Annotated in this window: 26 protein-coding genes; 20 read left to right on the forward strand and 6 right to left on the reverse strand. The window is 60.7% G+C overall.

Going from position 1 to position 20,573, the window contains the following annotated elements:
* Positions 1–3 precede the first annotated feature (3 nt).
* From ACIQUB_RS08485 to visR, 9 genes are all read left to right on the forward strand, one after another.
* Positions 4–471, forward strand: a complete 468-nt coding sequence (locus ACIQUB_RS08485) for a chemotaxis protein CheW (RefSeq protein ID WP_402929261.1) — start codon at positions 4–6, stop codon at positions 469–471.
* Positions 468–1,379 (forward strand): protein-glutamate O-methyltransferase CheR, encoded by a 912-nt coding sequence (cheR, locus tag ACIQUB_RS08490; RefSeq protein ID WP_113009906.1) that lies wholly within the window; start codon positions 468–470, stop codon positions 1,377–1,379. The genes ACIQUB_RS08485 and cheR overlap by 4 nt, the downstream gene beginning before the upstream one ends.
* Positions 1,376–2,416, forward strand: a complete 1,041-nt coding sequence (cheB, locus tag ACIQUB_RS08495) for a protein-glutamate O-methylesterase CheB (RefSeq protein WP_018898411.1) — start codon at positions 1,376–1,378, stop codon at positions 2,414–2,416. The genes cheR and cheB overlap by 4 nt, the downstream gene beginning before the upstream one ends.
* Positions 2,416–2,805: a response regulator gene (locus tag ACIQUB_RS08500; RefSeq protein WP_018898412.1), complete on the forward strand. Its 390-nt coding sequence runs from the start codon at positions 2,416–2,418 to the stop codon at positions 2,803–2,805. The genes cheB and ACIQUB_RS08500 overlap by 1 nt, the downstream gene beginning before the upstream one ends.
* Positions 2,802–3,356 (forward strand): chemoreceptor glutamine deamidase CheD, encoded by a 555-nt coding sequence (gene cheD, locus ACIQUB_RS08505; RefSeq protein ID WP_047507372.1) that lies wholly within the window; start codon positions 2,802–2,804, stop codon positions 3,354–3,356. Before ACIQUB_RS08500 ends, cheD begins: the two co-directional genes overlap by 4 nt.
* Before the next feature lie 12 nt (positions 3,357–3,368).
* The gene (locus ACIQUB_RS08510) at positions 3,369–3,761 is read left to right on the forward strand and encodes a hypothetical protein (RefSeq protein ID WP_113235471.1); all 393 of its coding nucleotides are present in this window, start codon (positions 3,369–3,371) and stop codon (positions 3,759–3,761) included.
* Between the two features lie 110 nt (positions 3,762–3,871).
* Positions 3,872–5,560 carry a flagellar basal-body MS-ring/collar protein FliF gene (fliF, locus tag ACIQUB_RS08515; RefSeq protein WP_113235472.1) on the forward strand — a complete coding sequence of 563 codons (1,689 nt, stop codon included), beginning with the start codon at positions 3,872–3,874 and terminating at the stop codon, positions 5,558–5,560.
* A gap of 313 nt (positions 5,561–5,873) precedes the next feature.
* Positions 5,874–6,620, forward strand: coding sequence for a transcriptional regulator VisN (gene visN, locus ACIQUB_RS08520; RefSeq protein ID WP_113235473.1), 747 nt, complete (start codon positions 5,874–5,876; stop codon positions 6,618–6,620).
* Between the two features lie 13 nt (positions 6,621–6,633).
* The gene (gene visR / locus ACIQUB_RS08525) at positions 6,634–7,383 is read left to right on the forward strand and encodes a transcriptional regulator VisR (RefSeq protein ID WP_113235474.1); all 750 of its coding nucleotides are present in this window, start codon (positions 6,634–6,636) and stop codon (positions 7,381–7,383) included.
* Positions 7,384–7,404: 21 nt separating this feature from the next.
* Here the strand turns inward: visR and ACIQUB_RS08530 are convergent, their stop codons facing one another.
* The 6 genes from ACIQUB_RS08530 to motA all read right to left on the reverse strand — a co-directional run bounded on the left by ACIQUB_RS08530 (position 7,405) and on the right by motA (position 12,574).
* Positions 7,405–7,845 (reverse strand): hypothetical protein, encoded by a 441-nt coding sequence (locus tag ACIQUB_RS08530; protein ID WP_113235475.1) that lies wholly within the window; start codon positions 7,843–7,845, stop codon positions 7,405–7,407.
* Positions 7,846–7,849: 4 nt separating this feature from the next.
* Entirely contained in the window at positions 7,850–8,929 is a 1,080-nt protein-coding gene (gene flhB / locus ACIQUB_RS08535) for a flagellar biosynthesis protein FlhB (RefSeq protein ID WP_113235476.1), read from the reverse strand.
* Between the two features lie 125 nt (positions 8,930–9,054).
* Positions 9,055–10,095, reverse strand: a complete 1,041-nt coding sequence (gene fliG, locus ACIQUB_RS08540) for a flagellar motor switch protein FliG (protein WP_018898420.1) — start codon at positions 10,093–10,095, stop codon at positions 9,055–9,057.
* A gap of 29 nt (positions 10,096–10,124) precedes the next feature.
* A complete protein-coding gene (gene fliN / locus ACIQUB_RS08545; protein ID WP_113235477.1) occupies positions 10,125–10,694 on the reverse strand; it encodes a flagellar motor switch protein FliN in 570 nt (189 codons plus the stop codon).
* Between the two features lie 62 nt (positions 10,695–10,756).
* Entirely contained in the window at positions 10,757–11,695 is a 939-nt protein-coding gene (locus tag ACIQUB_RS08550; protein ID WP_113235478.1) for a flagellar motor switch protein FliM, read from the reverse strand.
* A gap of 6 nt (positions 11,696–11,701) precedes the next feature.
* Complete coding sequence (gene motA / locus ACIQUB_RS08555) at positions 11,702–12,574, reverse strand: flagellar motor stator protein MotA (RefSeq protein ID WP_018898423.1); 873 nt, start codon at positions 12,572–12,574, stop codon at positions 11,702–11,704.
* A 274-nt stretch (positions 12,575–12,848) separates the two neighbouring features.
* Here motA and flgF point away from each other — a divergent pair, with 274 nt between their 5' ends.
* The 11 genes from flgF to flgH all read left to right on the forward strand — a co-directional run bounded on the left by flgF (position 12,849) and on the right by flgH (position 20,573).
* Positions 12,849–13,583 (forward strand): flagellar basal-body rod protein FlgF, encoded by a 735-nt coding sequence (gene flgF, locus ACIQUB_RS08560; RefSeq protein ID WP_113235479.1) that lies wholly within the window; start codon positions 12,849–12,851, stop codon positions 13,581–13,583.
* A gap of 16 nt (positions 13,584–13,599) precedes the next feature.
* Positions 13,600–14,988, forward strand: coding sequence for a flagellar protein export ATPase FliI (gene fliI, locus ACIQUB_RS08565; protein ID WP_113235480.1), 1,389 nt, complete (start codon positions 13,600–13,602; stop codon positions 14,986–14,988).
* A gap of 44 nt (positions 14,989–15,032) precedes the next feature.
* Positions 15,033–15,578, forward strand: a complete 546-nt coding sequence (locus ACIQUB_RS08570; RefSeq protein WP_113009915.1) for a flagellar protein — start codon at positions 15,033–15,035, stop codon at positions 15,576–15,578.
* 168 nt (positions 15,579–15,746) lie between these two features.
* On the forward strand, positions 15,747–16,139 hold the full coding sequence (flgB, locus tag ACIQUB_RS08575) for a flagellar basal body rod protein FlgB (RefSeq protein ID WP_018898427.1): 393 nt from the start codon (positions 15,747–15,749) through the stop codon (positions 16,137–16,139).
* A gap of 4 nt (positions 16,140–16,143) precedes the next feature.
* Positions 16,144–16,560 carry a flagellar basal body rod protein FlgC gene (gene flgC / locus ACIQUB_RS08580; RefSeq protein WP_113235481.1) on the forward strand — a complete coding sequence of 139 codons (417 nt, stop codon included), beginning with the start codon at positions 16,144–16,146 and terminating at the stop codon, positions 16,558–16,560.
* Positions 16,560–16,886, forward strand: a complete 327-nt coding sequence (locus tag ACIQUB_RS08585) for a flagellar hook-basal body complex protein FliE (RefSeq protein ID WP_113009917.1) — start codon at positions 16,560–16,562, stop codon at positions 16,884–16,886. Before flgC ends, ACIQUB_RS08585 begins: the two co-directional genes overlap by 1 nt.
* 19 nt (positions 16,887–16,905) lie before the next feature.
* Positions 16,906–17,694 carry a flagellar basal-body rod protein FlgG gene (flgG, locus tag ACIQUB_RS08590; protein WP_112942776.1) on the forward strand — a complete coding sequence of 263 codons (789 nt, stop codon included), beginning with the start codon at positions 16,906–16,908 and terminating at the stop codon, positions 17,692–17,694.
* A 17-nt stretch (positions 17,695–17,711) separates the two neighbouring features.
* The gene (gene flgA, locus ACIQUB_RS08595; protein WP_113235482.1) at positions 17,712–18,197 is read left to right on the forward strand and encodes a flagellar basal body P-ring formation chaperone FlgA; all 486 of its coding nucleotides are present in this window, start codon (positions 17,712–17,714) and stop codon (positions 18,195–18,197) included.
* Positions 18,194–19,315, forward strand: coding sequence for a flagellar basal body P-ring protein FlgI (locus ACIQUB_RS08600; RefSeq protein WP_113235483.1), 1,122 nt, complete (start codon positions 18,194–18,196; stop codon positions 19,313–19,315). The genes flgA and ACIQUB_RS08600 overlap by 4 nt, the downstream gene beginning before the upstream one ends.
* The gene (locus ACIQUB_RS08605) at positions 19,312–19,860 is read left to right on the forward strand and encodes a MotE family protein (protein WP_018898433.1); all 549 of its coding nucleotides are present in this window, start codon (positions 19,312–19,314) and stop codon (positions 19,858–19,860) included. Before ACIQUB_RS08600 ends, ACIQUB_RS08605 begins: the two co-directional genes overlap by 4 nt.
* Positions 19,857–20,573 carry a flagellar basal body L-ring protein FlgH gene (gene flgH, locus ACIQUB_RS08610; RefSeq protein WP_113235484.1) on the forward strand — a complete coding sequence of 239 codons (717 nt, stop codon included), beginning with the start codon at positions 19,857–19,859 and terminating at the stop codon, positions 20,571–20,573. The genes ACIQUB_RS08605 and flgH overlap by 4 nt, the downstream gene beginning before the upstream one ends.

Raw genomic sequence — 20,573 nt, forward strand, 5'->3', positions numbered from 1 at the left:
GTTATGTCTTATATCGTGAAAAATCTGAGCGAAGGGCACCGCGAGCTGATCGCGTTCCGCGTCGGCGATCAGGAGTTTTGCGTCAATGTCATGTCGGTTCGCGAGATCCGCGGCTGGACGCCAGCAATGGCCATGCCGCACTCGCCTTCCTACATGAAAGGGGTCATCAACCTGCGTGGCGCCGTGCTGCCGATCATCGATCTATCGGCCCGTCTCGGCATGAAGCCGACCGAGCCGACGCAGCGCCATGTCATTATTGTGGCCCAAGTTCACCGAAAAGTAGTTGGTCTGCTTGTAGATGCGGTGTCGGATATACTGACTGTTAGTGAAGACAACGTACAGCCAACGCCCGAGATCGCGTCCGAACTGCAGCGTCAGTTCGCGCGCGGGATCATGGCGATCGAAAAACGTCTGATCTGCCTGTTGGAACTGGAAGTCATATTCCCTGACGCGGAAAGCGAAGCTGCATGAGTGTCTTGAGTGCAAAAGATGTGAGACCGGGGAGCCCCGACGAGGTTCTGGCGAGCGGCGAATACCCGCTGACGCGCCGCGACCTCACGGAAATCGCCGCGATGATCTACTCGGATGCGGGTATCTTCCTCAACGAGACCAAGGCATCGCTGGTCTATTCGCGTCTTTCCAAGCACATTCGCAATCTCGGCCTGTCAGGCTTCCGCGAATACTGTTCGCTGGTGTCTTCGCAGGCGGGTGCCGCGCCGCGCCGCGAAATGCTGTCGCATCTGACGACCAATTTCACGCGCTTCTTCCGTGAAAACCATCACTTCGAGCATATGCGCGATCACGTGCTGCCGGAGCTCTTGCAGCGTGCCAAGTCGGGCGGTCGCGTCCGCATCTGGTCGGCCGCCTCGTCGGATGGCCAGGAGCCCTATTCGATCGCGCTCACCGTCCTGTCGATGATGCCGAATGTCGCCGATTACGATTTCAAGATCCTCGCGACCGACATTGATCCGAAGATCCTCGCCATCGCCCGCGCCGGCGCCTACGACGAAAGCGCGCTTGAGACAGTTTCGCCCGCCATGCGCAAGCAGTGGTTCAGCGAAGTCAATATCGACGGGCGCCGCAAGTTCCAGGTCGATGACCGCGTCAAGCGGCTGATCACCTATAACGAGCTCAACCTGATGGCCCAGTGGCCGTTCAAGGGCAAGTTCGACGTCATTTTCTGCCGCAACGTCGTGATCTATTTCGATGAACCGACCCAGATGAAGATCTGGTCGCGCTTCGCCGAGCTCATGCCCGAAGGCGGTCATCTCTATATCGGCCACTCCGAGCGGGTGTCCGGCGATTCCAAGCATGTCTTCGACAATATCGGTATCACCACGTACCGCTATACGACCAAGGGCCTTGGGAGGAAGGGATGAGCATGGCGGCACGTGTTCTCGTTGTTGACGATTCTCCCACCATGCGCGGTCTCATCACCGCCGTGCTGCAGTCCGATCCTGACGTCGATGTCATCGGCCAGGCCGGCGACGCCATGGAAGCGCGCGAGGCGATCAAGAAGCTCAATCCGGATGTCGTGACGCTCGATATCGAGATGCCGAACATGAACGGCCTCGATTTTCTCGAAAAGATCATGCGTCTGCGCCCGATGCCCGTCATCATGGTCTCGACGCTGACGCATCGCGGCACCAACGCGACGCTCGCGGCATTGGAGATCGGCGCGTTCGATTGCGTGAGCAAGCCGCAGCCGGGCGATATGCGCCCCTTCGCCGACCTCGCCGAGAAGGTGAAGGCCGCTGCCCGTTCGCAGCGCCGTCCCGTCATGGCACCGCAGCCTGTCGCGCCGCCGCCCGCGGTTGCCGATTATCGCGTCGGCCGCAAGGTGGTCGCGATCGGCTCGTCGACCGGTGGCGTGGAAGCTTTGATCGCCGTGCTGCAGAAATTCCCGGCCAACTGCCCGCCGACCGTGATCACGCAGCATATGCCGTCGACCTTCACCAAGAGCTTCGCGGAGCGGCTGAACCGCCTCTGTGCGCCTGTCGTGCAGGAAGCGACGGATGGCGCGCGGCTCGAAATCGGCAAGATCTATCTGGCCCCCGGCGGCGAGCGGCACCTGCAGGTGGTCAACCCATCCGCACCCTGCTGCCGCCTTCTCGAGCGCGAGCCGGTCAATGGTCACCGGCCCTCGGTCGATGTTCTCTTTGATTCCGTCGCCGAGCTTGCGGGTCGCAATGCTGTCGGCGTGATCCTGACCGGAATGGGTCGCGACGGCGCCGCCGGTCTCCTGAAAATGCGCCATGCAGGCGCCCGTACCCTCGGACAGAACGAAAAGACCTCGGTGGTCTACGGGATGCCGCGGGTAGCTTTCGAACTCGGCGCTGTCGAACAGCAGCTGCCGCTTAATGCCATTGGCGAGGAAATCTTGAAGATGACCGCCCGTAAGGAAGGAACTGACTAATGTCACTCGCAGAGAAAATCAAAGTTCTGATCGTCGACGATCAGGTCACCAGCCGCCTGCTGCTCAGCGACGCGCTGACCCAGCTCGGCTTCAAGCAGATCACCGCCGCCGGCGATGGCGTGCAGGGCATGAAGATCATGGCCCAGCAGCCGCACCACCTGGTCATCTCGGACTTCAACATGCCGAATATGGACGGTCTCGGCTTCTTGCAGGCCGTTCGCAGCAATCCGACGACCAAGAAGGCCGCCTTCATCATCCTGACCGCGCAGGGCGACCGCGCGCTGGTCACCAAGGCTGCGGCGCTTGGCGCCAACAACGTCCTGGCAAAGCCCTTCACCATCGAAAAGATGAAGGCGGCCATCGAGGCCGTATTTGGAGCATTGAAATGACGATCGAGGTTGCGGCCCGCCGTGTTCACATCATTCAGGGCGAATGGAAGGTCCTGAATGATCCGAACGCGGTCTTGACGACCATTCTTGGCTCGTGCGTGGCTGCATGCCTACGGGATCCTGTGGCCGGCGTGGGGGGGATGAACCACTTCCTTCTGCCGGGCAACGCCACGACGCCTATGACGGGGGGAGATGCGACGCGCTATGGCGTGCATCTCATGGAACTGCTGATCAACGGTCTCTTGAAGCAGGGCGCGCGTCGCGACCGCCTGGAAGCCAAGATCTTCGGAGGAGCGAAGACGATCTCGACATTCTCGAATGTCGGGGAACAGAATGCCGCTTTTGCCACGCAGTTTCTGAAGGATGAAGGCATCCCCATCGTCGGTTCCAGTACCGGCGGCGATCACGGGCGCAAGCTCGAGTTCTGGCCGGTCTCCGGTCGCGCTCGACAGTACCCGCTCACAGGTGCCGAAACCCAGAAGACCGTCGCGCTCGAACAGCGTCCGGTTGCCCCGCAGAAGCCAGTTGAAACCAGTATCGAATTCTTCTGAGCCGAGGTCCTAATGAACGTGAATGCACAGGCGGATCAACCGTCGCCGGTCGAAGCTCTGCCAGATATCCTGATGCGGGTGGTGTCCGAACTGCACGACGTCGCCTATCTGATTGAACGCATCGAACCTCAGCTTCTTGAGATCGGCGGTGAAAATCTGCTGAACGCGCCCGAGAGCATGAAGGTCCTGCAGGGGATCGACCTTGCCGTGCAGAAGGCGCGTGGGATCGCCGAGTTCATCGACACGATAACCGGCGAGATCTCCAACGAATGGATGGTCGACGTCGCAACCGCGCTCAGCCTCGTGAAACTGAGCGAAATGCAGCGCGCACTGGGCGGTAGTGGCATGCGCCATGGCCACTCCCAGCCGATGAACAAGGCGGCCGGCGACTTCGATTTCTTCTAGTCGGCCACCTTCGCAGGACGTCAATACGAAACGCTCGCACAAGTTTCGGCTTCTATAGGTCAAATTAGGCGATAGGCCTGCTTTGTCTGTAAAGATCGTGCGAGAACAGAATGAATCTGTTAAATCAATTACTTCCGGTTATTAGGAACTTCAGTTCCCTTGGGCGGAATCGCCTGCTGGCGTTGGCCGGCATCGGGGTGGTTTCCGTGGCGCTCATTCTCGGCGCCGCTCTCTTCGTAAACAAACCCGCTCAAGAAACGCTGTATGTCGGGCTCGATTCGTCCGATCTGAACCAGATCAGCATTGCGCTCGCCGAATCGAACATCGCGTTTCAGGTCGGTTCCGACGGTTCGAGCATCACCGTGCCAGCAGGCATGACTGGCAAGTCGCGTCTGCTGCTCGCCGAAAAGGGCCTGCCCAACAGCAACAATGCTGGCTACGAACTCTTCGACAAGGTCGGCTCGCTCGGTCTGACCTCCTTCATGCAGGAAGTAACCCGCGTTCGCGCACTGGAAGGTGAGATTGGCCGCACGATCCAATCGATCTCCGGCGTATCGGCCGCACGCGTGCACATCGTCATGCCCGAGGTCGGCAATTTCCGCCGCGCCGAGCAGAAGCCGACGGCATCCGTCATGCTGCGAGCGAGTGCCTCGACCGGCCGCGCCGCGGCAAGCTCCATCCGTCACCTTGTCGCCTCGGCCGTACCGGGGCTTGATGTCGGTGACGTGACCATTCTCGATTCCGCCGGCCAGCTGCTCGCTTCCGGCGACGAGGCCAGCAACAGCAACCTCAATCGCTCGCTCGGCATCGTCCAGAACGTTCAGGACGAAATCGGCTCCAACATCGACAAGGCGCTCTCGCCGTTCCTCGGCATGGACAACTTCCGCTCCAGCGTCACCGCCGACCTGAACACGGACGCGCAGCAGATCCAGGAAACCGTCTACGATCCGGAATCCAAGGTCGAACGCTCCATCCGCACCACCAAGGAAGCGGCCCAGTCCCAGCAGACATCGAACGACAACGCTGCCACCGTGCAGCAGAACGTTCCGCAGGCCGCTCCGCCAAGTGGTGGTTCGAACGGTCCCGCCTCGCAGGACAAGTCCGACAAGAAGGAAGAGCAGACCAACTACGAGATCAACAGCAAGACCACGGCAACGACCCGCAACAGCTACAAGGTCGAGAAGCTCTCGATCGCGGTGGTCGTCAACAAGGGTCGTATCGCCCAGATGGTCGGTGAACCCGTCGACCAGGCGAAGATCGATGCCTATCTTGCCGAGATGCAGAAGATCGTCGCCTCGGCCGCCGGCATCCGTACCGATCGTGGCGACGTGGTCACCGTCACGGCCATGGACTTCCTCGAAAACCAGCTCCTCGAAGAAACCGGTTCCGGCGTCCGCGTCATGGACATGTTGAGCCGCAACCTCGCCGGCATCATCAACTCGCTCGCCTTCGTGGTCGTCGCCTTCCTGGTCATCTGGATGGGTGTCCGTCCGATGGTCCGCAGCATGACCGGTGGCGGCGCGGCAATCGCCGGCGACACTTCGATCGAAAGCGCCGGCCTCGAACTCCCGGACTTCGCTCCGGCAGGAGACGCCAGCGGCGGGGCCCTCATGGATGGCTTCGGCTCGGACTTCGGCTTCGACAGCACCGAAGATCTCCTCAGTCTCGGCGACGACGACGGCAGCTTCAATCGCCGCGTCAAGGAAGGGCCGGAGCGCAAGCTCGCCCGAATGGTCGAGATCAATGAGGAACGCGCAGCGAAAATCCTCAGAAAATGGGCGGTCGACAACGCCGCGTAACAAAAGGGCCGGGAAACCGGCCCTTATCTTTTTTGGCACATCGCACACACGAAAACGGTGCATGACTCGCGTTTGACGCGAATCGTATTGCCATATGGCCTCGAATCATCTTAGCTTACTATAACTTCTAAGAGATGAATTCTTTGTGCGAATCGACGCACAGTTCGCGGCGAAAGTAAATCCCCAGAACTCGGAGATGGTGGTTTGCATTCATTGACGTACCCTTGGATGATTCGCGGAGAAGGTGCATTTCTTTGCTGAAAGACGGGATCAAGTTTTTTTCGTGATAGGTTCTCAGCCTCAGGAATTGCCAATGGACATGCATATATTGCAAGCTCTCAAGAGCGAAACGAGGACAGGGAACTTCGTTGGCATTGCTGCGGCCAACCTGTCATCGCGCTCGGAACTCATTGCCCAGCTGTGCGAGATAGCGGGCACGGGAAGGTTGCAGCCAGGGCTGGGTATCCTGACTGATTACGTGGGCGCTTCGCACTATCTCCTGGCACGCGCCGATCTCTTGCAGGAAGCCGGCCTCGATTTCGTGGTCTCTTCCGATTGGCCTTTCGATCTTGTGACCAATCTCGCCGAAGCATTCGTCGGCGGTTTCGGCCGCGCGACCGAGCTTGAGAAGTGCATGCAGCTCTTCCAGCCGCACTTCGCCGTCCTGCCTGACACAGCCGACGTTCCCGATGGCGCAAGCCGCCAGTACTGCTCGCTGATGTTCAATATCGGGCGCTCGCGCCTGGCACTGATGTTCCTGTTCGACGATGGCTTCATCCTCTCGCAGGAGCGCCTGCGGGATGTCGGCCTGCTGACCGCCTATTACACCAGCCTGCTGCAGTATAGCGGTACCAAGTCGGATCGCGATTTCGAACTGACCGATCGCGAACTCGAATGTCTGTTCTGGATTGCCGAAGGCAAGACCAGCGACGAAATCGCGATGATCCTCGGTATCTCGCGAAACACGATCAACAACTACATCACCAGCGTCATGCGCAAGACGGCGACGAAGACCCGTTCTGAAGCCATTGCTTTCGCTGTCAGAAACAACCTGGTGTAAGGAGGGCGCGCTCATGGCATATGCATCGGGCCGGTCGATCAGCAGCTCCGACACCATCTCGCGCTCCACGCGCGCCAACAGGGTCAGCAGCCGATCCGATCTCTTCCCGCGCCTGGTCGCCATGCAGAAGCTCGCCGACGCGCAGAACTTCGCAGTCTACCGCATGTCGGGCTCAGGCCTGCCCGCCAAGCAGCGCCTGATCTGCGAGCTGGAGAACTGGGGTTCGGCCAACGCCTCGTTGCACAAGGCCTTTGTCGATGCCTACGGCGATGCGCTGATCGAACATGTCGAGAAGTCGCTCCTGCCGCTCGCATGGGCCGGCAGCCATGATCGCAGCTTCCCCGGCGCGATCGGCATGGCGCCATTCGTCGTGCGGCTTCCGGATGGCCTCGTGCCGTTCTCCGGCCTCGCTTTCCCCGTTCGCCTGGGCGCGATCGGCAATGGCTTCGTCGTTTTCACGGGCGATGATCTTGATCCGCCGAACGACATGGTCGTCGAGCTGCACGGCCGCGCCTGCCAGGTGATGATCGACCTGCTCTCGCTCGACGAACGCCGCGTGGCCGCCGCCGAAGCGCTCAGCGAACGCGAGATCGCCTGCCTGCAGCTCGCCGGCGACGGCCGTATCAGCGAAGAAATTGCCGACAAGCTCGGCCTGTCGGTGCACACCGTCAATGCCTATCTCGGCTCGGCGACGATCAAGCTGGATTCGGTCAACCGCATCCAGGCGATCGCCAAGGCGATACGGCTCGGCTACATCAGCTGAGAATTGATTCGGATTGGATAGTTAGCTGGCGAGCGCCTGAAGCGGCGGTACATTGTAGCGCGCCTGATTGAGGCTCCGTTCGAGAAAAGCAGTGTTCTCGTGCGGATTCGACGAGGGATTCTCGAAAGCGATATGATTGATCTCGATACCGGCGTGCTCGGCGGCGAGCGTTAGCTGTGCGTATACGGTGACGCCGCGTGGCTTGATCTCGAGGTCGATGACGACCTCCGGCTTGCCACCCCATTCGAGCGTATAGCTGCCGCCATGGCCGAAATTGACGGTGCCGGGATGGAAGAACATCTCGGCGGCCGAGGAAACGAGGTCTGAAAGATTGCCGTAATACTCAAATCGCAGGATCGAAATCAGGTCCGAAGCATCAAGCAGCCGCAATTCGGTCGCGACCGGGCTGATTGCTTCGGCAAGAATCTTCTCGCGCTGGGCAGAGTAGGGGCATTTTTTCATTCGTTTATCTTACCCGGTTGTTCTTGGCCTGCGCCGCGTACACCCGATGAATGAGCTCCGCGACGGCCTTGTAGAATACTGACGGGATGACACTATCCACCGAGACTTGCGCAAACATGGAGCGCGCAAGCGGCGGATCTTCGAAAACCGGTATTCCGTTCGTCTCGGCGATCTCTCTGATTTTTAACGCAATTAGGTCCTGGCCCTTGGCAACGACGATAGGCGCGTCGTTTTCCTCGCGCACATAGCGAAGCGCAACGGCGAAGTGGGTCGGGTTGGCGATCACCATGGTGGCGCGCGGCACGTTGGCGATCATGCGGCGTCTTGCGCGGTCGCGCATCAGCGCGCGCTGGCGGCCCTTCACGAAGGGGTCGCCCTGGGATTGCTTGTTTTCTTCCTTGATTTCGTGGCGCGACATCTTCAGTTCGGTGAACCAGTGATAGCGCGTCCAGAAGAAGTCGACGATCGCCACAAGCGCGGTCGCGACCAGCACCACAAGCGTGATCTTCTGCATGGCCGACATCATGCGGGTGAAGATCGTTCGCGGATCGGAGAACATCGCATCGATCGACGCGAAGTAGTCGCTGCGCAGCAGTAAAACCATCACGACACCGACGATGACGATCTTCGTCAGCGACTTGCCGAACTCGATAAGCCCCTGGAGGCTGAAGAGCCGCGACCACCCCTTGGCTGGCGATATGCGCGACCATTGCGGCCTGATGCGTTCGAGAACCGGCACCGGCAGGTTCTGGCCGATCGAAGCGGCGACGCCGAAGACCATGAAGAGAATCATCGCCGGCGCGAGCAGCTGCGCGCTGACCCAACCAAGGTGGACGAAGAGCGACAGCACGTCAGATCCGGTGTCGATCTTCCACTGGTCCGGCTGCTCGAAAATATCCTTCAGCGACGCTCCGACGACGCTGAGCCCATTCGGCAGGAAGAAGATGAGATAGATGTAGGTGGCGAGAACCGTGGCGAAGAGGGGCAGTTCGCGCGAGAAGGGGGTATTACCTTTCTCTGCCGCGTCGCTTTGCTTTTTCGCGGTAGGCGCTTCTGTTTTACTGTCCTTGTCGTCGTCCGCCACGGTCGCGACTCCTACTCAAAAGAAAAGGCCGCGCCCGCGCGCGACCCTTGCTTTTGTAGTCCCCGGAAATGCCGTGATCAATCGCGGCGTTCGTCCCGGGCCTATCTGTACACAGTAACAGCGGCTTAGGCGGCAGCTGCCCCTTCGGCTTCGCCTTCCTTGAGCTGGATCTGGCCGGAGTTGGCCAAACGAATCGCTTCCTGCGCGATGGCGCGGCGGGCGATTGCGATCTCGCGCGGGTTGATGCCCGTCGTACCGCTCTGCAGGTCGGATTCGATCATGCGGCGCTGACGCGGGCTGATCGAGGCGAGAACGGCTTCCTTCATCTCCGACGAGGAGCCACGCAGCGCCATGGTCAGGATATCCGCGGAAATGTCGTTCAACAGCATGACGCGGCTGCGCTGCGGCATGATCATCAGGTCTTCGAAGAGGAAGATCTTCGGACGAACCTTGTTGACCGATTCGCGGCTGATCGATTCGAGCGACGTCAGCAAGGTGTCGACCTGCGGCTTGTCCATCTCGTTCATCAGTTCGGCAACCTTCGTCGAGCCGATCGAATTCTTCTCGGCGTCGATCTCGGCGAGCAGCGTCATGACCTGCTTTTCGATGATCTGTGCCGCCTTCGGGCTGACGGATTTCAGGTTGACGGTACGGTTCATGATGTCGGCGCGGCGGCCGTCGGGGATCTGCATCAGCACCTTGGCGCCGAAGGAAGAGGGCATCATGGACAGGATATAGGCGACCGTCTGCGGGTGTTCGCGCAGCAGGAACTTGCCGATGAAAGCGGGATCGCCTTCGCCCAGCCGGTCCCAGATCGAGGTTTCATAGGCCTGGAACGCCGTGCGGCGGCCAAGAAGGCTATCGACTTCGTCAGGCGTCAACCCTTCTTCGAGGATGCTTTCGATCGCCTTGGCGTTGTCCATCAGACCTGCACCTTCGGTGAACAGATCCTCGAACTCGGCCACAAGGCCGAGCAGCTCATCCGGCGGGATCGCGCGCAGAGCCTGCGCGGATCCGATAATCGTCTGCAGTTCGGCCTGCGTGAAATACTTCAACAGTCTGCCAGCAACCCCTTTCCCCATCGCGAGGAGAACGGCCGCTGCTTTCTCAGCCTGGGTCAACGGTTTCTCGGCAAGAGCGCCGCCGAAATCGTCAAAGTCCATCATGGTCTAACCTCTCCGTCCCTACAGCGGGATCAGGCTTTCTTAGTACCTAAAACTTCTATCAGTTTTACGCCAAAACGTGTGTCGTCATTTTCGAGAACGGTGATCTCGCCGCGCGCGATCTTGCGGCCATTCACCATGATTTCGACCGGCTCGCCGATCTTCTTGTCCAGCGCGATCGTCGCGCCTTCGTTGAGGTTCATCAGGCCCGAGACCTGCATGCGGCTGCTGCCGAGCATGATCTGAACATCGATCGGGATGTCCATGATCAGGTCCATGTTCGACTGCATCGCGCTGCCGAGCGGGGCTGCGACACCCGGGGTCGACGATGTGTCGCCAAAATCGGAAACGCCGCCGAAGTCCGTGGAGCCGCCGAAATCGCCGCCGCCAAAATCCGTGTCGGTGCCGGTTTCCAGATCGCCGCCAAAGGCAGACAGGTCGGTACCGCCGCCAAACGCGTCGAGACCGTCGCCGCCGAAGTCGGGCATGCCGCCTTCCGCGTCGGTTTTCAGAACGCCACGCAGATCATCGATAGCCTGATCAAGCTCGGCTTCGTTGCCTGGTTGCTCGAGATCGGTGCTCTTTGTTTTTTTCGTCGCCATGAAATCACTATTCCAGTTGAAACTTGCCTCAACCTGCCTTTGGGGGCAGGGGCCGAAATCGGTTAATTCATTAAGTAGCGGATGAGGTCGTCATCCGAGTTGATCGTATCCTTCACCCGGACGGTATAATTCTCGCCCGAACGTCCCAACTCACAAACGTAAAGCTCTTTGCTGTTGGCACTGACATCGACGCGGACATCGCCGCTGTCGAGGAAGGGAATGACGTCGCCGGCCGCGAGCTTGGAGATGGTGCGCAGCGTCAGCTCCTGAAGATGGATCTTGGCTTCCAGCGTCACCTGCGAGCGGCGAACCTGCTCGCTCATCTGCTCCGTCCATTCCGACGAGTTGGCCGATGCGTTCTTGGCGCGCGGTGCGACCACAGTCGTCTTCAACAGCGCGGCCTGGGGAACGATCAGCGAGAATTCCGATGTGATGCCTGACAGCGTGATCGACATGTTGATCGCGGCGGCAAATTCATCCGGCTTGTCGTCGGGAGCCTTCGGCCGCGTCTCGGCGGCGTGCGGAGGCTCGAGGCTAGGCTCGAACCCGCCAGGCGCGTTGACGGCCGAGCGCAGGACGTTGGCGATCTTCTCGAACACGGTGACAGCAAGTTCCAGCTCGATGATCGATAGCAGGCGATCCGCCGGCTGCTCCACCGTCTCGGGCGATGCGCCGAGCAGATGCTCCATCAGCGTGATGACGAAGCCGTTGCCGCAGGAAAGCGTGAAGTCGGGCGACCAGTTGCGAAGCGATCCGTCGACGAGGGTAACGCTGTCTCCGAGATCGGCGACCAGGTCGTGCTTGTAGCCGGCGTGGCAACCGAGATAGTTGACCTGCACGTCGAGGTCGGTCTCGCTCTTGATGACATCGGGGAGAAATACCCGGTAGACGTCGCCGAACGCGGCGCAGAGCTTTTCCACCGTCGCCTTGTCGCCCAGCCTGCCTGTCAGCTTCGCGAGCAGCGCGTCGTCCATCAATGGTTTCTGGAGTTGAGCGTTCATGTCCGTTTAGGCCGCCTTGTTCTCACCACCGGGGTTCATCATTTCTTGCTCGACGGCGTCGATCGAAGGACGCTCGTAGGCCGAGATCGTCTTGCGGCCGTATTCGAGAGCGACCTGCGGAACCGAACCGTTCATGTAGGCAAGCAGGGTCTGCTTGACGATGACGTAGAGGCGGTGCTGCTTGGAGCGCACGATCTTGATCTGCGAGGTGATCGGCGAACATACGCAGTAGGACAAGAGAATGCCGAGGAAGGTGCCGACGAGCGCCGAGCCGATCAGGTGGCCGAGAACTTCAGGCGAATCGTTGATGTGCGCCATGGCCTTGATGACGCCGAGAACGGCCGCGACGATACCGATTGCCGGGAACGCGTCGCCCATCGTCTGGATGGCGTGATAGGGCTTCATCTTGTCGTGAAGGATCGTGTTGATCTCTTCATCCATCAGCGCTTCGATTTCGTGGCTGCGGGCGTTGCCAATGATGATCAGGCGAACGTAGTCACAGATGAACGCCGTGATTTCCTTGTTCTTCAGGATGGTCGGCGCGGACTGGAAGATCGACGATTCGGCCGGATTGTCGATGTGAGCTTCGATCTCGTTGCGCGACTTCGTGCGCAGGTCGCGCATTAGCGAATAGAGAACGCCGAGCGTATCGAGATAGTTGCGCTCCTTCGGAACCGAGTGCTTGAAGGCTTCCCCAAGCGCCTTGCCCGAGTCTTTCACGACCTTCATCGGGTTGGCCATGATGAAGCTGCCGATGCCGGCGCCGCCGATGATGACGAGCTCGAAGGGCTGCCAGAGCGCGTCGATGTGACCGCCCATGGCCATGAAGCTGCCGACGATACAGCCGCAGACAATCACAAATCCGATAATGATATTCATCGCCAGTCCAAACCTGATCGTTATTTTCAACCGAAGGGATAGGAGGGCTGGCTTGCGTGAGGCTGATCCTCGCCTTGACGATTAAGCTTTCCGGCAAGCTTTTTGCCAAGCATTTCAGATGCCAGCTTCGCGCAAGGATTTGCTGACAATCTACAGATGACGAATGGGTCACCATGCCCATGTCTGAGATGCCGCCTCAGCGGAATCGGGGCCGAACACACCATAAACGCCCGGGTTTCGTAACGTTCATCGCCAATGCCAGGAGCCTACCCCGATGCAATCCGGTCTTTATGTTTCGCTGTCGTCGCAGATGGCACTTATGCGTCGCCTCGACACCATCGCGGACAACCTGGCAAACGTGAACACAACAGGCTTTCGCGGCACCGAGGTCAAGTTCAACCAGCTGATTGGCGAGACCGACAACAAGCTCAACGCGAAGATCGCATATGTCTCGCAGGGCAACGACTACCTGTCCGCCGACAATGGTGAAATGAACCACACCGGCAACATGCTCGATTTCGCCATCAAGGGTGATGCTTGGTTCTCACTCAACACGCCGGCAGGCCGGGTGCTGACCAAGGACGGTCGCTTCACGCTGACAGACACCGGCGAGCTGGTTTCGGTTCGCGGGTATCCGGTACTCGACACCGGCGGCGCGCCGATCATGCTCGACAGAACCGCTGGCGAGCCGAAGGTCGGCTCCGACGGCATGATATACCAGAACAACCGGCAGGTCGCCTCGCTGGGCCTCTTCGAGGCTGACATTTCCAAGGGTTACCTTCGTTACGAAAACAGCGGCATCATGACCACTCAGACGCCGACCGCCGTCACCGACCGCTTCAATGTCGGCGTTCAGCAGGGCTATCTCGAAAACTCGAACGTCAATGCGATGCGCGAAATCACTCAGCTGATCGAGGTCAACCGTGCCTTCGAAAGCATGACCTCGCTCACCAAGGACAGCGAATCCTCCTTCGGCGAAGCCATCAAGACGCTTGGTGGCAGCCGCTAAGCGGAAGGTTTGACCCATGGGCAATGAACAGCTGACCGAGGCGGCGCTTTCCAAGAAGCTCACTCATCTCGAAGCGCTTTCGGCACGCTACACCAATCCCGACTTCATGATCGCCCCCGGCGGCCATGTGCAGACGATCGCGACCGGTCACTACACGGTCACGGGCCTCTCGCGCCATCTGCGCTTGGGAGAGTTCGTCGCCCACAAGTCTTCAACGGGCGTGCATCTCGGTGAAGTCGTGCGCGTAGAGCCGGATCTTGCCTATGTCTGCCCCATCGAACCAGGCGAACCGATCGGCATCCATGACACCGTCATTCGCAAGGGTGCCTTCCGCATCGCGCCGTCTGACAGCTGGTGCGGTCGGACCATCAGCTCGCTCTGCGAGCCGATCGACGGCAAGGGACCCGTTGTCGAGGGACTGAAGCGTCGCTCGATCTCCAACACCGCACCGCCGTCGATGACACGCCAGCGTGTCGAGAAGGGCTTCAAGACCGGTGTGCGCGCGATCGACATCTTCTCGCCGCTGTGCCTCGGCCAGCGCCTCGGCATTTTCGCCGGCTCTGGCGTCGGAAAATCGACTCTGCTCTCCATGCTTGCGCGCGCCGACGCCTTCGACAAGGTCGTGATCGCGCTGGTTGGCGAACGTGGCCGCGAGGTGCGCGAATTCATCGAGGATACGCTCGGCGCCGACATGCAGAAGTCGGTCGTGGTTGTGGCGACCAGTGACGAAAGCCCGATGCTGCGCAAGATGGCGCCGCTGACGGCGATCACCATCGCCGAGCATTTCCGCGACCAGGGCGACAACGTGCTTCTAATCGTCGACAGCGTCACGCGGTTCGCCCACGCCATCCGCGAAGTCGCGACCGCCTCCGGCGAGCCGCCGATCGCGCGCGGCTATCCGGCATCCGTCTTCACCGAACTGCCGCGCCTTCTCGAGCGTGCCGGCCCCGGCCCCGAGGGCACGGGCACCATCACCGCCATCATCTCGATCCTCGTCGATGGCGACAATCACAACGACCCGATCGCCGACTCCACCCGCGGCATTCTCGACGGCCACCTCGTGCTCCAGCGCAGCCTCGCCGATGAGGGCCGCTATCCGCCGATCGATCCGCTCGCATCGATCTCGCGTCTGGCGCGCAAGGCCTGGACGCCGGATCAGGAGAAGCTGGTCTCGCGTCTCAAGGCTCTGGTTCACCGTTACGAGGAAACCCGCGACCTTCGCCTGATCGGCGGTTACCGGCAGGGCGCCGATCCGGATCTCGACATGGCGGTCAAGCAGGTGCCCGTCATTTACGACGTATTGAAGCAATCGCCCGGCGATCAGCCATCCCCGGATTCCTTTGCCGATCTGGCGGGAGCCCTGAAGGCGGCCGCCGGCATCGGCAACCAGCCGGTGCGCAGATAACCGAATTAGACGATAGCCGACGCTTGAAGATAGAAAGACCACACGTGACCGATTTCGACGATGACGAAAAGATTCCACCGCTGAAGCCGCAGGGCCGTCGCCGGTCGACCTTCAACGATCGCGTTCTCACGATCACCGGCCTGCTGCTTGCCGGCGCGTCCGCGATCTTTCCGTGGTACGTGTTCTTTAACGAGAACAAGTTCGGTCTCAATATCGCCGAGGGTGACCGCACGCGCGACCTGCCGAACTGGCCGGCGCGCAATGTCTTCAGCGTCTCACCGCTGGCGATGGCCAACAAGAACCCGCCGGAAGTAAAGCCGGAGGTCCCCGTCGATCCGCTGACGACCGCAACGGTCTCCTCCATCGGCAAGGAAGACAACAAGGGCGCGCCTGCAGAAGATCAGCCATTCCCCGGAAAGTCGGCCTTCCGCCTGCTGCATGTCGCCAATGGCCGCGCGCTGATCGAGGACACGTCGGGCATGTACGTCGTGCGCGTGGGCTCGATCCTGCCGGATGAGAGCCGGCTCGCGACGCTAGAGCAGCGCGACGGCAAGTGGGTGATCATCACGTCCAAAGGCGAAGTCTACTGACGTAGCCGATTTCGGAAAATGCCGGTTTCCAAGGCTCCTCCGCACCTGCGGTGGAGCCTTTTTCGCCTCCGCCGATGCCGGCTCGCCCTTATGGAGCAAGAACGCATTCTCCGTAAGTCTGACGCAAGATTACCCACCTAGGTTCACGGCAGTAAAAAGGAGAGTTCCATGCAACCGATTCAACTGTTCGACTTGGCCTCGCGGCAGGCGGAATGGCTGACGATTCGTCAGGAAGTCGTTGCCGGCAACATCGCGAACGCCAACACGCCCAAGTATCGCGCCAAGGACATCACGCCGTTCCAGGCCGTTCTCGACCATTCGGACGTTGCGATGGCGCGGACCAATGCCGCGCATCTGAGCGGAAACGACCTCAGCACCAAGAACGACATCGACATCAAGGATGCCGCTCTGGACGAGGAAATGGGCGTGCAGGAATCGGGCAACACGGTCGGTCTGGCCGAGGAGCTCTCCAAGTCTGGCGAAATCAAGCGCCAGTATGAGCTGAACACCTCGCTGGTGGGGTCTTTCAACCGAATGATGCTTATGACGGTGAAGAGCTAAGATCATGGATCCTTTGTCTGCAGCAATGAAAATCGCTGGTTCGGGTCTCGAGGCGCAATCGACGCGCCTGCGTATCGTGTCCGAAAATATCGCAAACTCACGCTCCACGGGCGACACGCCCGGCGCTGATCCCTACCGCCGCAAGACGATTACTTTCGGCGAAGCGGTCGATCGCGCCAACGGCGTCACGACGGTCAACGTCAAGAAGCTGGGCGTCGATGAATCGAAGTTCAGCACCGAATTCGACCCTAACAATCCTGCCGCGGACGCCCAAGGCGTGGTCAAGCTTCCCAACGTCAACATGCTGGTCGAAATGGCCGACATGCGCGAAGCCAACCGCTCCTACGACGCCAACCTGCAGACCATCAAGCAGTCCCGCGATCTGATCTCGTCGACCATCGACCTTCTGAAGAGCCAATAATGATTAATAGCGTAAACAGCCTCAGCTCCCTGTCGATCACGCGCGATCTGAGCGGCGTCGATCTCGGCAAGTCCCAGGCCTCGTCGTCGGCGCAGAGCGCCACCAACGATGCCAGCTTCGCATCCGTCCTCGGCAACGCGGCCACCAACGCCGTCAATTCGATCAAGGGCGCTGAAAACATGTCCTTCGAAGGCATCAAGGGCACCGCCACAACGCGCGAAGTCGTCGATGCCGTCATGCAGGCGCAGCAGACCCTTCAGACCGCGATTGCCATTCGAGACAAGGTCGTTTCGGCCTTCCTCGAAGTAACCAAGATGCAGATGTAGTTGATTTGAGGATTAAGCCATGAGAGCGCTTGCCATTGCAGCAACGGGCATGGATGCCCAGCAGACCAACCTTGAGGTCATCGCGAACAACATCGCGAACATCAACACCACAGGCTTCAAGCGCGCCCGCGCCGAGTTCACCGATCTGCTCTACCAGACCGAACGCGCGCAGGGCGTCTCCAACCGCGCCAACCAGGCGATCGTGCCCGAAGGCGCGAATATCGGTCTCGGTGTCCAGACGTCGGCTGTCCGCAACCTGCACATCCAGGGCGAACTCGCCCAGACCGGCAACGACCTCGACGTGGCGCTGATCGGCCGTGGCTTCTTCCAGATCCAGGCGCCTGACGGCACGACGCTCTACACCCGCGCCGGCGCGTTCAACAAGAACGAAACCGGCCAGATCGTCACCGTCGACGGCTACACCGTCGCGCCGAACATCACCATTCCCGTCGGTTCGACACAGCTGACCATCAGCCGCTCCGGCGAAGTCACCGCGGTGCTGCCGGGCCAGACAACGCCCACGACTCTCGGACAGCTGCAGATCGCCGACTTCGTCAACGAAGCAGGCCTGAAGCCGCTCGGCGACAACCTCTTCCAGGAAACGCCGGCCTCCGGCCAGCCTGTCGTCGGCACGCCTGACGATCCGGGTTACGGCTATCTGAAGCAGAGCTACCTGGAATCGTCCAACGTCGACCCGGTGAAGGAAATCACCGAGCTGATCTCGGCGCAGCGCGCTTACGAAATGAACTCGAAAGTCATCACCACCGCCGACGAAATGGCCTCCATCGTCAGCAAGAACCTGAAGTAACAGGGAAGGGCCGAAACATGACGTTTTGCCGGGTAGAACATCTTCGTGGATGGGTGAAAGCCGCACTCGTTGCGGCCATGAGCCTTGCGGCGCCGACGGCTTTTGCCGCCGCCAACATGGGTTACGCGGTCATTCCGACCACCATCATCTACCCCGGCGAAACGATCTCCAGCGCCCAGCTACAGGAAGTCGAAGTCACCAACCCGAACCTGCAGGGCGATTACGCCAAGTCCATTCGTGAGGTGGACGGCATGATCTCCAAGCGCACACTGCTCCCCGGCCAGTCGATTTCCGTCTCGGCGCTCCGCGAACCCTATACCGTGACGCGCGGTTCTTCGATCCGCCTGGTCTTTACGGTTGGCGCGATGGCGATCTCGGCCGCCGGCTCCCCGCTTGAAGACGGCATGACCGGCCAGATGGTCCGTGTCCGCAACATGGACTCCGGCGTCATCGTCAGCGGCACCGTGCTCGCGAACGGCACCATACACGTGGCTGCAAAATGAAAATCCTATTTCGCCTTTTCATCGCACTCGCAATGCTCGCGCCGAACGTCCTGGCTGTCACGCCGGCGTCGGCAATGAGCTCGCGTATCAAGGATATCGCCTCGCTGCAGGCGGGCCGCGACAACCAGCTGATCGGCTACGGCCTCATCGTCGGTCTCCAGGGGACGGGCGACGGCTTCCGTGCATCGCCTTTCACCGAACAGTCGATGCGCGCGATGCTGCAGAACCTCGGCATCTCTACGCAGGGCGGCCAATCGAACGCCAAGAACACCGCGGCAGTCATGGTCACCGCCAACCTGCCGCCGTTCGCAAGCCCGGGCAGCCGGCTCGACGTAAACGTCAGCTCGCTGGGTGATGCCACGTCGCTGCGCGGCGGAACGCTGATCATGACCTCGCTCTCGGGCGCCGACGGCCAGATCTACGCCGTCGCCCAGGGCTCGGTTGTGGTCTCCGGCTTCACGGCGCAGGGCCAGGCCGCAACGGTTACCGAAGGAGTGACGACGGCCGGTCGCGTGCCGAGCGGCGCCATCATCGAGCGCGAGCTTCCGTCGCGCTTCAAGGATTCGATCAACCTCGTCCTGCAGCTGCGCAATCCGGATTTCTCCACTGCCGTGCGTATCGCCGACGTGGTCAACGGCTACGCCCGCGCGCGCTTCGGCGGCCCTGTTGCCGAGCCGAAGGATGCGCAGGAGGTCATCGTCCAGAAGCCTCGCGAAGCGGACCTGACGCGCCTGATGGCGGATATCGAAAATCTCGCGGTCGAAACCGATACGCCGGCCAAGGTCGTGATCAACGAGCGGACGGGGACGATCGTCATCGGGGCTGATGTCCGCGTCTCACCGGTCGCGGTCAGCTATGGCACGCTCACCGTGCAGGTCACCGAGACGCCGCAGGTCATTCAGCCGGAGCCCTTCTCGCGCGGCGTCACCGCCGTCCAGCCGCAGACCGATATCCAGGCCCAGCAGACGGGTGGCAATGTCGCCCTGCTCGACGGACCTGATCTGAAAACGCTGGTGGCCGGCCTCAACAACATCGGCGTCAAGCCCGATGGCATCATCGCCATCCTGCAGGGCATCAAGTCGGCCGGTGCGCTGCAAGCGGAGCTTGTCCTGCAATGACGAAGATCTCTTTTGCGAACATGACCGTTTCGGAACTGGCTAAGCGCCTGGTCTTGCCCGCGGCCGCCGTCGTCATGCTGACCATCCCTGGTGCCTTCGCGCAGGAAGCGCGCACCTCCGCAGGCGGCGAGCTCACCTCCGAGGAAGAAATCAAGCAGTTCTGCAGCAACATCGCCGAGCCCGCGCGCGATCAGCGCTATCTGCTCCAGAAGCAGGAACTCGACAAGCTCCGGGCCGACGTCGATAGCCGCATGGCCGAAATGACGAAGCGCCGCGACGAGTATCAGGACTGGCTGAAGCGTCGCAACGACTTCCTGAAGCAGGCCGAGGCCGGGCTGACCGATATCTACAAGAAGATGAAGCCGGACGCCGCGGCGCTGCAGCTTCAGGAAGTGAAGGTCGAAGTGGCGGCCGCCGTGATCATGCGGCTGAACGCCACCCAGTCGAGCCTGATCCTGAACGAGATGGACCCGCAGAAGGCTGCGGTCATCGCCAACATCATCGCCAGCGCGTCCGATCCCAATACGTCGAAGGACCCCTCATGAAGAAGCGTTTCCCGGTCGCGATTGCCGCTGTTGCCATTCTGGCCGGCTGCCAATCCCCGCAGGCGATCAACGAGATCGGCCGTGCGCCCGCCATGAGCCCGATCGGCAGCGGTCTCGCCTATGGCCAGACGCAGCAGATGTCGATGTATCCGAAGCAGCCGCGCCAGGTCGCCCAGGGCTACTCGCTCTGGAGCGATTCCAAGGCCGCGCTGTTCAAGGACGCCCGCGCGCTCAACGTCGGCGATATCCTGACGGTCAACATCTCGATCAATGACAAGGGCTCGTTCGAAAACAACACGAACCGCAGCCGCACCAACAGCAGCGGCCTGAACTGGGACGCGCAGGCCAACATTCTCGGCTGGAACCCGTCGTCGAAAACCGACGTCACCTATGGTTCAGACACGAGCACGGATGGCAAGGGCAAGATCGAGCGCACCGACAAGCTGACGCTGATGGTCGCGGCCGTCGTCACCGGTATTCTCGAGAACGGCAACCTTGTCGTCAGCGGCTCGCAGGAAGTGCGCCTGAACCAGGAACTGCGCATCTTGAACGTCGCCGGTATCGTGCGTCCGCAGGACGTGACCGCCAACAACGAAATCTCCTACGACAGGATCGCCGAAGCGCGCATCTCCTATGGTGGCAGAGGCCGCCTGATGGAAGTGCAGCAGCCGCCGCGCGGCCAGCAGGCCGTCGATATCCTCTCGCCACTCTAA

This window comes from Rhizobium sp. NPDC090275, assembly GCF_044772225.1.
GTDB lineage: Bacteria > Pseudomonadota > Alphaproteobacteria > Rhizobiales > Rhizobiaceae > Rhizobium.